The sequence below is a fragment of the Prosthecobacter sp. genome, from assembly GCF_044222565.1.
GTDB lineage: Bacteria > Verrucomicrobiota > Verrucomicrobiia > Verrucomicrobiales > Verrucomicrobiaceae > Prosthecobacter.
Map to the genome: position 1 here is coordinate 28,349 of NZ_JBGANA010000009.1, position 12,441 is coordinate 40,789.

The 12,441-nt window shown below is 59.7% G+C and carries 11 protein-coding genes; 6 read left to right on the plus strand and 5 right to left on the minus strand.

Going from position 1 to position 12,441, the window contains the following annotated elements; translation table 11 throughout:
- Positions 1-44 precede the first annotated feature (44 nt).
- From ACILSR_RS14710 to ACILSR_RS14720, 3 genes are all read right to left on the minus strand, one after another.
- Positions 45-1,133 (minus strand): M28 family metallopeptidase, encoded by a 1,089-nt coding sequence (locus ACILSR_RS14710; RefSeq protein WP_395750542.1) that lies wholly within the window; start codon positions 1,131-1,133, stop codon positions 45-47.
- A 125-nt stretch (positions 1,134-1,258) separates the two neighbouring features.
- Positions 1,259-1,636, minus strand: a complete 378-nt coding sequence (locus ACILSR_RS14715) for a hypothetical protein (protein WP_395750543.1) — start codon at positions 1,634-1,636, stop codon at positions 1,259-1,261.
- An 8-nt stretch (positions 1,637-1,644) separates the two neighbouring features.
- Positions 1,645-3,285 carry a fumarate hydratase gene (locus ACILSR_RS14720; RefSeq protein ID WP_395750544.1) on the minus strand — a complete coding sequence of 547 codons (1,641 nt, stop codon included), beginning with the start codon at positions 3,283-3,285 and terminating at the stop codon, positions 1,645-1,647.
- Between the two features lie 136 nt (positions 3,286-3,421).
- Here ACILSR_RS14720 and ACILSR_RS14725 point away from each other — a divergent pair, with 136 nt between their 5' ends.
- A complete protein-coding gene (locus ACILSR_RS14725) occupies positions 3,422-3,607 on the plus strand; it encodes an addiction module protein (protein WP_395750545.1) in 186 nt (61 codons plus the stop codon).
- Positions 3,608-3,621: 14 nt separating this feature from the next.
- Here ACILSR_RS14725 and ACILSR_RS14730 read toward each other — a convergent pair whose 3' ends face one another.
- The gene (locus ACILSR_RS14730) at positions 3,622-4,008 is read right to left on the minus strand and encodes a molybdenum cofactor biosynthesis protein MoaE (protein WP_395750546.1); all 387 of its coding nucleotides are present in this window, start codon (positions 4,006-4,008) and stop codon (positions 3,622-3,624) included.
- Between the two features lie 180 nt (positions 4,009-4,188).
- Here ACILSR_RS14730 and ACILSR_RS14735 point away from each other — a divergent pair, with 180 nt between their 5' ends.
- From ACILSR_RS14735 to ACILSR_RS14750, 4 genes are all read left to right on the plus strand, one after another.
- Positions 4,189-9,003 (plus strand): PVC-type heme-binding CxxCH protein, encoded by a 4,815-nt coding sequence (locus tag ACILSR_RS14735; protein WP_395750547.1) that lies wholly within the window; start codon positions 4,189-4,191, stop codon positions 9,001-9,003.
- A 40-nt stretch (positions 9,004-9,043) separates the two neighbouring features.
- Positions 9,044-9,427, plus strand: coding sequence for a hypothetical protein (locus ACILSR_RS14740; protein ID WP_395750548.1), 384 nt, complete (start codon positions 9,044-9,046; stop codon positions 9,425-9,427).
- On the plus strand, positions 9,424-9,684 hold the full coding sequence (locus tag ACILSR_RS14745) for a hypothetical protein (protein WP_395750549.1): 261 nt from the start codon (positions 9,424-9,426) through the stop codon (positions 9,682-9,684). Before ACILSR_RS14740 ends, ACILSR_RS14745 begins: the two co-directional genes overlap by 4 nt.
- Positions 9,685-9,770: 86 nt before the next feature.
- Positions 9,771-10,247 (plus strand): TlpA family protein disulfide reductase, encoded by a 477-nt coding sequence (locus tag ACILSR_RS14750; protein ID WP_395750550.1) that lies wholly within the window; start codon positions 9,771-9,773, stop codon positions 10,245-10,247.
- 18 nt (positions 10,248-10,265) lie between these two features.
- On the opposite strand, the gene ACILSR_RS14755 is transcribed toward ACILSR_RS14750, so the two are convergent.
- Positions 10,266-11,747, minus strand: coding sequence for a PLP-dependent transferase (locus ACILSR_RS14755; RefSeq protein ID WP_395750551.1), 1,482 nt, complete (start codon positions 11,745-11,747; stop codon positions 10,266-10,268).
- Positions 11,748-11,946: 199 nt separating this feature from the next.
- On the opposite strand from ACILSR_RS14755, the gene tnpA reads away from it, so the two are divergent.
- Entirely contained in the window at positions 11,947-12,393 is a 447-nt protein-coding gene (tnpA, locus tag ACILSR_RS14760) for an IS200/IS605 family transposase (protein ID WP_395750552.1), read from the plus strand.
- Positions 12,394-12,441: the final 48 nt, after the last annotated feature.

A 12,441-nucleotide genomic window follows, 5' to 3' on the forward strand; every position in this document is an offset into this window, starting at 1 on the left:
CACAGCCACGTTGCAAGGAGCGGGTGCTCCTGCGAGCCGGAGGTTCACAGCACCCCCAGGCCCATCCCCAGCAGTGCTCTTGCGAATTGGTCCATGTCTTCGCGGGTCTTCACATCTTTCAGTCCGGCCCAGCGCATGACTGGGCGGTGAAGGATGCCGAGTGCTGAGCGCAGAAACTCAGCCTCGAGTTCAATGGTTTCGGTGATTTGCTCGGTCTTGCGTTCACCGCGCAGTTCGCGTCCGTCCAAACCTTCCACCATTTGCACTAGATAGTTCGTGACGGCCGCCATCTTGTCATAGTTCAGGCGGTCAGGAGTGTCTGTGGGGGTGTGATAATGCGCCCATTGCCCGCACGAGAGAAACCAATACGGCACGCCATTCCGTCGGAATACGCCGTGGTCGCTTACATCTCCGATGTAGCAGTTTTGCGTGGCGATCACTCTGAGATCGGGTGGCTGGCCAAAGCTCTGCAGCACCGGCGGCAGCTCGGCATGGCTTTCACTGCCCGTCACAAACAAACCTGACCGCAGATGTGGAACGGCGAAGTCTTTGCGGCCAAAGCCTGGCAGCAAAAGATTTAGCAAGCCCACACCAGGGATGATGCCCAGCATTTCTCCCGGTACGGAAATGTCATGCCCGACCAGATCCATAACCACGGCGGCATGAATCGCGACTTTGCCCGCCACATGGTCCGCATAGAAGCGCTGACTGCCCATGGCATCGCCCAGGAAATAGGGCGGCTCTTCTGCATCGAAGATGGCGATGACTACATCGCGCCGCAATCCTCCCTTGTCTCTAATCATGCGGCCTGCTTGCAAGGCGATAGCCACGGCGGCCGCATTGTCATCCGCGCAGGGAAAGGGGATCACGCTGTCGTAGTGCGCACCGATGAGCAGCGGTGGGAGACGCGAGTCTTGTCCTGGAATGCGGCCCACCAGATTGCAGAAGTCCTGCTTCCTGTGGTGGTATGGCAGCTCCAGAGAATCACCGGCAAACGGCAGGCAGCCGATTTCTTCAAGACGCCTCAACAGGTGCAGCCGGGCGCGCTCATGCCCCGGCGTGCCCACCTTGCGGCCATCGGCATAGCAGATGGCCTCGGTGTCCTGGCGTAGCTGGGCGGCAAGAGGGTTCATGCCGCCCAAACTGCACGAGCAGTTACAAAACTCAATGATTCACCAAGCGGCCCCGGGTCCACGGCAGAACAAGGATGCCGGGCAGCTAAAGGAGGTCGTAAGTCGTGACACTTTCCTGAGAGAATTCATTCCGACTGCTTATCCAGGGGCTCAAATTTCCAACCGAGGAAAAATTGAGTATCCTCTCGAGCGCTGAAAGCATGCCCTGTGACATTCCAGCTCGAATCTAGAAACGCCGCGACGATCAGCGGTTTCACGCGTTCTTCATCCAGCCGCCGGTGCACCCGTGCAATGTGGCCAAAGCCGAGAATGGCATTTCCCCGTACGATTTCATCGGGATGATTGGATAATCGCAGGCACAGATCTTCGGCATAGGAGGCATCGGCATCGTACATGGAAACCGCGACCACCCAGCAACGAAGACGTTCAGCATCCCCTTGGGAAATGGCTTCTTCGATCTTTCCCCGGGTGTAAACCCATGGGTCTGCATCACTTTCGGACATAAGCTCGATCAATGCTTCACCGAACACCCCGGACCCACGGTCTGGAAGAAGTCGTTGCCCTTGTCATCCACGAGGATGAACGCCGGAAAGTCTTCGACTTCGATCTTCCAGATGGCTTCCATGCCGAGCTCGGCGAACTCGACGACTTCGACCTTCTTGATGTTCTCCTTGGCGAGGATGGCGGCGGGTCCGCCGATGCTGCCGAGGTAGAAGCCGCCGTGCTTTTTGCAGGCGTCGGTGACCTGCTGGCCGCGATTGCCCTTCGCGATCATGACCATGCTGCCGCCGTGGCTCTGGAAGAGATCGACGTAGCTGTCCATGCGGCCTGCGGTAGTGGGGCCGAAGCTGCCGCTGGGCATGCCGGCGGGGGTTTTAGCCGGGCCGGCGTAGTACACGGGGTGGTTTTTGAAGTAGTCGGGCAGGGGCTTGCCGGAATCGATCAGCTCCTTGAGCTTCGCATGGGCGATGTCGCGGGCGACGATGATGGGTCCGTTGATGAGGAGGCGGGTGGTGGTGGGATACTTGCTGAGTTCGGCGCGGATTTCCGCCATCGGGCGGTTGGTGTCGATGCGGACAGCGTTGGTGTCTTTGCGGTGGCGCAGCTCTTCGGGGATGTAGGGCAGGGGATTGGTTTCGAGCTGCTCGATGAAGACGCCATCCTTGGTAATCTTGCCTTTGGCCTGACGGTCCGCCGAGCAGGAGACGCCGATGCCGATGGGCAGGGAGGCGCCGTGGCGTGGCAGGCGGATGATGCGCACATCCAGTGCGAAGTATTTGCCGCCGAACTGTGCGCCGATGCCGCACTCGCGCGCGGCCTGCAGCATCTGGGCTTCGAGCTCGACATCGCGGAAGGCGCGGCCGTGTTCGTTGCCGGTGGTGGGAAGGTTGTCGTAGTACTTGGTGGAAGCCAGTTTGACGTGCTTCATCGTCGATTCAGCGGAGGTGCCGCCGATGACGAAGGTGAGGTGGTAGGGAGGGCAGGCGGCGGTGCCGAGGGAGACCATCTTGTCGCTGAGGAACTTCACGATGCTCTTCGGATTGAGCACGGCGCGGGTTTCCTGATACAGGTAGGCTTTGTTGGCCGAGCCGCCGCCTTTGGCGATGAAGAGGAATTTGTACGCGTCACCATCGGTGGCGTAGAGATCGATCTGCGCGGGGAGATTGGTGCCGGTGTTCTTTTCGTCGAACATGTTCAGCGCCGCGTTCTGGGAGTAGCGCAGGTTGTTTTCGGTGTAGGCGAGGTAAACGCCCTTCGAGAGCGCGGATTCATCGCCACCGCCGGTCCAGACCTGCTGGCCTTTTTTGCCCATGATGATGGCGGTGCCGGTGTCCTGGCAGAAGGGCAGCAGCCCGGCGGAGGCCACGTCGGCGTTTTTCAGCATTGTCAGCGCGACCATGCGGTCGTTTTCGCTCGCCTCGGGGTCGTCGAGGATGGCGGCCACCTGCTTCAGGTGCTTCGGGCGCAGGAAGAAATTGATGTCGTGAAAAGCCTGATTGGCCAGCAGGGTGAGCGCCTCGGGATTCACGACGAGGACTTCCTTCTCGCCAAATTTCTGCACGGAGACGTGTTCCTTGGTCAGCAGGCGGTATTCGGTGTCATCGGTGCCGAGTTCGAGGAGTTCCTGGTAGTGAAAGGGGGGCGTGGGCATGGCTTGGGGGCAGGCAGTTTGCAGGGAAAAGTCCCTTCCGGCAATGGGGGAAAGAGGGCATTTTGCACGTTGTCAGGCGGTGGTGGGAGGGGGAGAATAGGAAATGATTCTGGAGGCGTTTCCCAATCTCAGAAAAATGAGCTCTCATGAAAAACGGCAGTTGGCCGAGGAGCTTTTGGATTCTGCCGATGCCGAGAATGGGGAGGTGAGTGTGGATGCCGCCATTCTGGCGCTTTTGGATCAACGCCTGGCAGCGTATGAGGCCCATCCGCAGGCGATCTCTCCGTGGGAAGAGGTGCGCTCACGCGTCTTTGCGGACTGAGTGGTGCCGGGTGGTCACTCCGCAAACACCGGCTTCTTCCAGATCGGCACGCGGGTCTTGATCTCTTTCAAATACCAGCGGCAGAGGTCGAAGGACTCCCCGCTGTGCTTGGTGCGCACGCGGATGAGGATGCTGGGCTGCTCTGCGGCCACGAAGCCGAGGCGGTGCTGGATGAAGACGCGGTGCTGGCCGTGGTCGCGCTGGCCGTGGTCGATGAGCTCCCGCAGCATCTTTTCCGCCATGGGCAGGTAGGCGCTGTAGTCGATGCCCGTGATGGCCCGACCATCCTCCATGCCGCGCACGACACCGAGGAACTGAGCCTCGGCCCCTTCACCGGGCTGGAACTCAGTGGGGGTGGTGGGAATGGGCTCTGGGCTGAGAACGAAGCTGGCGGGGGGCATGGAGGGTGGAAGCACTACCACAGAGTTCACAGCGAGGCACAGAGATATGGTTCCGGAACTCTGTGTTTCTCTGCGTTCTCCGCAGTGAACCGCTTGGCTGGATTTTCCCAAACCATGGCCGATTCCTCATAAAACTTGTCTGTTCACAGGCATTTCTGATAGCGTTTGGTTCTCACAACCATGAAACGCCTGCTTCTCCTCGCTTTCGCCGCGGCCACGACCGTTCACGCCGCCACCCAGATCACCTGGAAACGCCAGCAGCTTCACGGAGATTTTTACTCCGAAGGCGCGGCGATTGGCGACATCAATGGCGATGGCAAACCGGACGTGATGGCCGGACCGTTTTGGTGGGAAGGGCCGGCGTTTGAAAAAAAGCACGCGTACTACGAGCCGAAGATTTTCAGCATCAATGGCTACTCGGACAATTTCTTCGCCTACGTCCACGACTTCAACGCGGACAAGAAGAACGACATCCTCATCCTCGGTTTCCCCGGCAAGGAGGCGCGGCTGTATCTGAACCCCGGCACGCATGATGACAAACCCTGGCCGATGCACATCGTGGCGGACGTGGTGGACAATGAATCGCCGGTCTTCACCGATATCACCGGCGATGGCAAACCGGAGATCGTATGCAGCACCGGGGGCAAATTCGGCTGGTTCGCACCGAACTGGGAGAAGCCGACGGAGAAATGGCCATTCGTGGCGGTGAGCGAAGACATGAAGGTGGCGAAGTTCACGCACGGGCTGGGCGTTGGGGATGTGAATGGCGATGGCAAGCTGGACCTGCTGGAAGCGCGGCGCTGGTGGGAAAATCAAGGAGCTGGTGTTGCCAACTCCAGGCTGGACTTGGCAAGTCCAGCTCCTTGGGCACAGCACAATTTCGCTGCCGGGATCGGCGGTGGGGCGCAGATGTTTGCGTATGATTTCGATGGCAACGGCACGAACGACGTCTTCACCAGCCTCGCGGCGCATCGCTACGGCGTGGCGGTGTATCTGCAAAACAAGCCGTGGCAACTCACCGGTAACAACACGTATCCACCTGTGAAGGATGGCAATTTCAAGCCCGTGGAGCAGCAGGCGACGTGGCAGCGCGTCATGCTGGCCAGCGAGCAGCCGCAGGACAACGACTACGGCATCGTCTTCTCCCAGCCGCATGCGGCGTATCTTGCCGACATCGATGGCGACGGCATCAAAGACATCGTCACTGGCAAGCGCTACTGGGCGCATAATGGGCATGATCCCGACGAGCGCGGACATCGTGTCATCTATTGGTATCAGACCAAACGCGATGGCAAAGGCGGCGTCGATTTCGTTCCGCACCTCGTGGATGCGGAAAGCGGCGTGGGTGTGGATGTGCAGGTGGGCGATGTGAATGGCGACAAGCTCCCCGACATCGTGGTGGGCAACAAAGCTGGCGTCTTCATCCTCACGCAGGAGAGGAAGGACACCACGGCGGATGTGACACCGAAGAAGATGTATGGTCCGGCGCTGAAGCCGCAGAAGGATTATGCCAAAGGGCAGTCTCCGCAGGAGGCGCTGAAGGCTTTGCAACTGCCCGGTGGATTCAAGGCGGAGCTGATCGCCAGCGAGCCGGATCTTGTGCAGCCCATCGCCTTCACCTTTGATGAACGCGGGCGCATCTGGGTGGTGGAAGGCAACAGCTACCCGAAACCGCGTGAAGTGGGAGCGGGTCAGGACCGCATCAAGATCCTCGAAGACAAGGATGGCGACGGCGTCTTTGAAACAAAGAAGATTTTTTGCGAGGGGCTGAATCTCGTGAGCGGAATCGAGCTGGGCTTTGGTGGCGTGTGGGTGGGGGCTGCGCCGTATTTGATGTTCATCCCGGACAAGGATCATGATGATAAACCGGACCCCAGTGAGGGCGAATTGGCGAACCAAGTTCCTGGCCTGAACTTTCCAGCCAAAATTCTCCTCGACGGCTGGGGCAGCCAGGACACGCATGAGACACTCAACAGTTTCATCTGGGGTCCCGACGGATGGCTCTACGGCTGCCACGGCGTCTTCACGCATAGCAAGGTTGGCAAACCCGGTGCGCCGGATGACCAGCGCAAGCCCATCAACGCTGGGATCTGGCGTTACCATCCCGTGCGGCATGAGTTTGAGATCTTCGCGGAGGGCACGAGCAATCCCTGGGGGCTGGACTACGACCAGCATGGCGAGTTTTTTGTGACGGCCTGCGTCATACCGCATCTCTACCACATTGTGCCAGGCGGGCGCTATCAGCGCCAGGCGGGGCAGCACTTCAATCCGTATACGTATGACGACATCAAGACCATCGCGGATCATGCGCACTATGCGGGCAATCCGCGGCCCGATGTGTCTCACGACAAGTCCACCGGCGCCGGCATCGTGAATGATGACACGAATGCGCTCGGCGGCGGCCACGCGCACTGCGGCCTCTCCATCTACCAGAGCAGCCTCTTCCCGCCGACCTATCGCAACCAGCTCATCTTCGGCAACCTCCACGGTCACCGTCTCGTCACCAACTACACCGACCCCCACGCCAGCTCCTACATCGGCAAGCACGGCAGCGATTTCATGCGTGCCAACGACATGAACTTCATTCCCGTCACGCAGAAGGTAGGGCCGGACGGCGCGCTGTATGTCAGCGACTGGAGCGATGTGCAGATTTGCCACCGGGGCAGCAACGCGGTGGAGAACTGGGACCGCAGCAATGGGCGGATTTATCGGATCAGCTACGACGGCTGGAAGCCGTGGAAGGGCGATCTGGCGAAGGAGGATGATGAGGCGCTGGCGAAGCTCGCGGTGCAGACGGAGAACGAATGGGAATCGAGAATGGCGAGGCGGGTGCTCACCGAAAAGGTCAAGGATTCCCCGTCGAAGCTTGACACCATCGTGAAGATTTTTGCCGATGTTCCAGGTGAAAAGCCAAAGACCTTTCATAAGCCACTCAGTGTCTTCTGGATGCTCCGGTCGATGGCTGATGCGTCTCCGACCTCTTCGGTTGGTCCTGATTTTGGCTGTCCGTCCGCCTCTCAAGAGGAACATTTCAAAGCAGGATTGATCCGACTTGCCAATCCACGCAGGGCCAGTGCCGCATTGCCTGCGCAGGATCTGCGCCCGCTAGACACAGTCATGCGGCCGTTTGAAGAGCTGGCAGCCAAGGAGGCTTCACCCATGGTGCGTCGGGAACTGGCGTCCTTGCTGCAACGGACGCCTGAGACCCATCGCAAATCCCTCGCCACCGCCCTCCTCTCCCACGGCGAGGACAAGGACGACCCAATGATCCCGCTGCTGATCTGGTATGGCATTGAGCCGATCGTTGGTGCTGATGCCAAAGCCGGGCTGGAACTCGCGCGGGCATCGAAGCTGCCAAAGGTCACCGAGTTCATCTACCGCCGCTTGTCGTCTGATGATGCGGGGCGTGCCTCGATCCTCTCCGAACTCACGAAGGAACCCGATGCCGCCAAGCGCGAGGCGACGCTGGCGATGATTCTGAGCAGTGCTCGTGGTGCGGGCAAGCTCACCATGCCGCCGGACTGGGCAGCGACTGCGGCGAAGCTCAAGGCGGGTGGTTCGAAAGCTGTCGAACCGATGATTACCGAACTCAGCGCCCTGTTTGGGGATGAAGCGGCTGTCGGGCATTTTATCAGGATTGTATGGGGCAAGGGACCTCCAGCAGAGTTGCGCACCGCCTTGCGGTTGCTCAGCCAAGTTCGTCCCAGCGCTCCAGATTTGCGACTCGCGTTGATGGACATCATCGTGTGCACCTCTTCCACCAACCTAATGAAGCGCGAGGTGATTCAGGCCGCAGGCATTCTGGGCGGCTTTCCAGAGGATCAGCTGAAACTGTTGGTATCGGCCATTTCAAACCCTGGCCTCATTGATCCTGCCGCCATTCCAGATGCCGTCAATACCCTCGCCTCTTCCAAGGAAGGCGCAAAGCTGCTACTGAAAGCGGTGGAGGCTAAGAAGGTTCCCGCCACCGCCCTCTCTCCCTTCCTTGTGCGCCAGCTCACAGCCTTTGACGATGCGGAGATCAACGCCCTCATCAAATCCGCCTGGGGTGACGTGAACGCGCCGAAGGCAGATCTGGGCGAGAGGACAAAGAAGTTCCGCGAATTGCTCACGCCTGCGGCTTTGGCCAAGGGCGATCTCGCGAAGGGCAAGATGCTTTTCACCATGACCTGTGGCCAGTGCCACAAGCTCTTTGGCGAAGGCCAGAGCGTTGGCCCCGACATCACGGGCAGCAATCGCGCGGATTTGAACTACCTGCTCGAAAACGTGCTGGATCCGAATGCGGTGATCGGCAAGGCCTACCAGCTCAACTTGTTTACCATGAAGGACGGGCGTGTGATGAGCGGTGTGATCAAGGAGGAAAGTCCTGCGGCGGTGAGGATTGCGATGATGGGCGGGGTGGAGTTCACGCTGCCGCAGCCGGACATCGCGAAGCGTGAGGTGTCGAAGCTGAGCACGATGCCGGAGGGGTTGTTTGATGCGCTGAAGCCGGAGCAGGTCATTGATCTGGTGAAATATCTTCAGAGCGGGGCTTCCGGACCGGCTAAAGCCGGGACTACAATACCCGGAGCGATCGAAGGTGAGACGCTCAAGGTGCTGAGCAAAACCGGCGGTAATGCCAAGCCACAGGGAATGGGTGGCTTTGGAGGTGCCTGGAGCGGTGGCTCGCAGCTTTGGTGGACGGGTGCCAAGCCGGGGCAGAAGCTCACGCTGGCGCTGCCGGTGGCGGAGAAGGGGAAATACACACTGAAAGCCGCGCTTACGATGGCGAAGGACTACGGTATCATTGATGTGGCGCTCGATGACAAGCCCGTCGCCACCGGTTGGGATGGCTACAATGGACCCAAGGTCATCCACAGTGATGAACTGGACTGGGGCACGCATGAGCTCAGTGCCGGGGAGCATCAGCTCACCTTTACCCTTACTGGCAAGCATGCGGATGCGGTGCCGGGCTTCATGGTGGGGCTGGACTATGTGAAGCTGGAGAAAAAGTGATCGCTCGACTTCGCGGGGCGTGGGCTTAGGATCCCGCTCCATGGACGGAGTTGGCGACTTTTTTTCTGCCTTGGCTGAAATCGTACTGGAGGTGGTGATCTTTCTGCTGGAGCTGCTGTTCTATGTGGTCGAGTCCATCATTTGTGCTGTGCTCTGGCTTTGCCGCCGCTCGGAGCATGCCGGGCCGCGGCAGAGGAAAAAGCTGCCTGAGAAGACCCGATATCTCGTTCGCAGCTGCATGCACACATTCCTGGCCATCGGGCTGCTGTTCGCGGTGCTCTACTTCGGATGGTGGAGACAGCCTGCCGTAGCATCTAAACCAGCGCAGGCACATGAACCGACCAAAGTTGAAAAGGCGCAGCGAGTGATCGAAAAGGCCAGGCAAATCAAAGACACCCTGCTGCCGTCGAAGCCCAAGCCATGAGAGACCTGCAATCCACCCGTGCCATGTGGCTGAAAGGCTGGCTGTTTCTCCTCATCGGCCTCATGTCAGCAGCCATTCTGCTGGTGGAGAATTGGAGCTGGCGGACGGCGCTGCTGCTAACGCTTTGCGTGTGGGGATTCTGCCGCGCGTACTACTTTGCGTTCTATGTGATCGAGCGCTGGGTAGAACCCGGCTACAAGTTCAGCGGGCTGGGTCATTTTCTAAGTTACTGGCTGCGCAGGCGTGGGGGTAAGTGATCTGCTGATGATGGCGGAGTAAATAGTCTTGCTTTGATCCGCCTGTTTTCATTTAATTCAGTTCTTAAACGAACTTTCCCAACCTCATGAAAACGAAATTGATTCTATTCGGGCTGCTTGTGAGCGGCTTCTTTGCCATCCAAAACGTCATGGCCACCGCCTCCAAGGACAACAAGGGCACGGTGATCAAAGTGGATGATCTCAAGTTCAAGGAGAAGGCTCCCTCCTTTGCCGGCAAACCTCTCATTGTGGAATTCTGGGCCACCTGGTGCCCACCCTGCCGTGCCAGCATTCCGCACCTGAACGAGGTGTATAAAAAGTTTCAGCCCAAGGGACTGGAAATCATCGGTGTGACGGACGAGGACCGTCCGACCGTGAGCAAGTTTCTCAAGGAAGTACCCATCAACTATCACGTGGCTTTTGACAACGGCGGCAAGTTCAGCAAGCCCTTCGGCATCAAAGGCATCCCGCATGCCATGATCCTCGACAAGGATGGCAAGGTCGTCTGGGAAGGACACCCGATGAGCCTGAAGGACAGCGATGTCGAGGCAGTCTTGAAGTAGCCTTTAGCGGGCGGGCAGTCACACCCGGGCCAGGGCTTCATCAAATCGCGCGATCAGATCCTGCGTGTCCTCCAGTCCGGCGGACACGCGGATCAGCCAGCGGCTCACGCCGCAGCTTGCGGCCCAGTCGAGTTCTTCGTAGTGGGCCAGCAGGGTGTAGGGGCACACCAGCGTGAAGTTCGTGCCGAGGCTCGGGCCTTTGCAGGCACGCAGCGTGTCGTAAAAGGGGGCGCTGGTCTTTTCGGGGTTCTTGAGCGTGAAGGAGAAGAGGCAGCCGTGGCCGCCATTTTCACGGCGGATGAATTCGTAGCCTTTGCCGCCCTCGCGGCTGGCGTGCCAGACGGCATCCACTTTGGGGTGCGTGCGCAGGTGATCTGCCAGCGCCTGGGCGTTGCGGCTCATTTTGTCGGCACGCTCGGTGAAGTCGCGGCTGTTCAGCTCCAGGGCCACGGCATCGCCGCGCCAGAGTTCGTGATCGGCTTGGGCGGTCATGAAAGCAGAGAAGGCTGCGTGATGCGGTGAGTTGCGGTTCAGCACCACGCTGCCGGCCAGCACATCGCCCGCGCCGGAGAAGCTCTTGGTCAGGCTGGAGGTCACCACATCGGCCACGCGGTGGGCATTCACATGAGCCACGGTGGAGATGGTGTCGTCAACAATGATGGGCACGCCGGGCTGCGCGGCGGCGCGGATGGAGAGCAGACGCTCGAAGTCCACGCAGCGCAGCAGCGGGTTGCTCGGCGCTTCGCAGAAGATGCCCGCGATCGGCTCCTTTTGCAGCAGCGTGCTCAGGTCCTCATACTCGCTGTCATTCACCAGCGGCAGGAAGTGCGCGCCGCTGCCAAAGAACTGCTGCAGCTTCAGCACGTCCACATAGGGGAAGTCGAGCTGCACGGTTTTGCGATTCGGGAAGAGGTGCGTTAGCATGCGGTGCACGGCGTAGTTTGCCGCCATGCCGGAGGGGAAGAGAAAGACGTCTTCGGGCTGCTGCCCGGCCAGTTTCGCGATTCGCTCGCGGATGGTGCGGTTCGCGGCCTTGCCTTCGTCGGCGGTCGCGTCGCTCTTGTGTTCACCCAGGGCGTCGCAGGCCTGGCGGGTGCTCACGCATTCGCCGCAGAAGCGCCAGAACTTGCGGGCCTGCACGTAGCTGTCTGCAGGAAAGATGGCGACGCCGAGATTGTGCGCGGTCCATTCCACCGCGCGACCGGCGCCGATGAACTTCACGCAGCGCTCTGCATGCACCACGCGTGGGAAGACGAGGCAGCGTTCGCCGGGAGCAGCGAATTCTTTTTCCGCTGCGGCAAACAGGCGCGTGATGGCCGGCGGGCAGCAAAAGCGTGGGTAACCGGATTTGAACTTCGACACAATCCGTTGATCGCCCTCTTCATAGCCGATCACATGCTCCCAAAGCGGCAGGCACACGGACACTCCGAGGTCGTGGTCAGGGATGGCCTTGCCGAGGTCTTCGGCATTGCAGAGAGGATGGGTAAACAGATCGGTCATTTTGGGGGCGGCACTTTTCTTCAGGCCCGGGCGGGAGGCAACGGGAATGAAGGTGCGAATGCTCTCTGGTGGCTCCCGGAGGGAGCAGAGAAATTAGCCGGTGGTGAAGGGAGCGCAGCGACCGAGAACCACCGGACTAGTGTCCACAACCCCGGATATCTGAGGGTTGCGCCCCGGCAGGGGCGCGGGAAGCTGTCGCATGCCCTCGACGCATCTTTCGCTGCATTACCATCTCGTGTTCAGCACGAAGAACCGCGAGCCCCTGCTGGCCCCGACTGCACGCAAACGTGTACACGAATACGTAGGAGGTGTGATCAAAAACATGAACGGAGTGGCTCATGCCGTCGGAGGCACAGGAGATCATATCCACATTGCGGCGGGGTTGCGGTCAACGCATTGCCTGGCCGATGTGATGCGCGAGGTCAAAAGTGAATCCTCCCGCTGGATTCATGAAGAGCTGCGGTTTGCTGGATTCGCCTGGCAGGAAGGTTATGGCGCATTCACGTTTGCAGCGCCGGATTTAGAGGCTGTCCGGTCCTATGTCCTGAACCAGGAAGAGCACCACCGCGTGAAAACGTTTCAGGAGGAATATCTTGCGATGCTCCAGCGCGGCATGGTGGTGTATGACGAACGGTTTGTGTGGTAGCGGGGGCGCTGGGCACGCGGATGCTTCTCGCGCCCTTTCAGGGCGCTA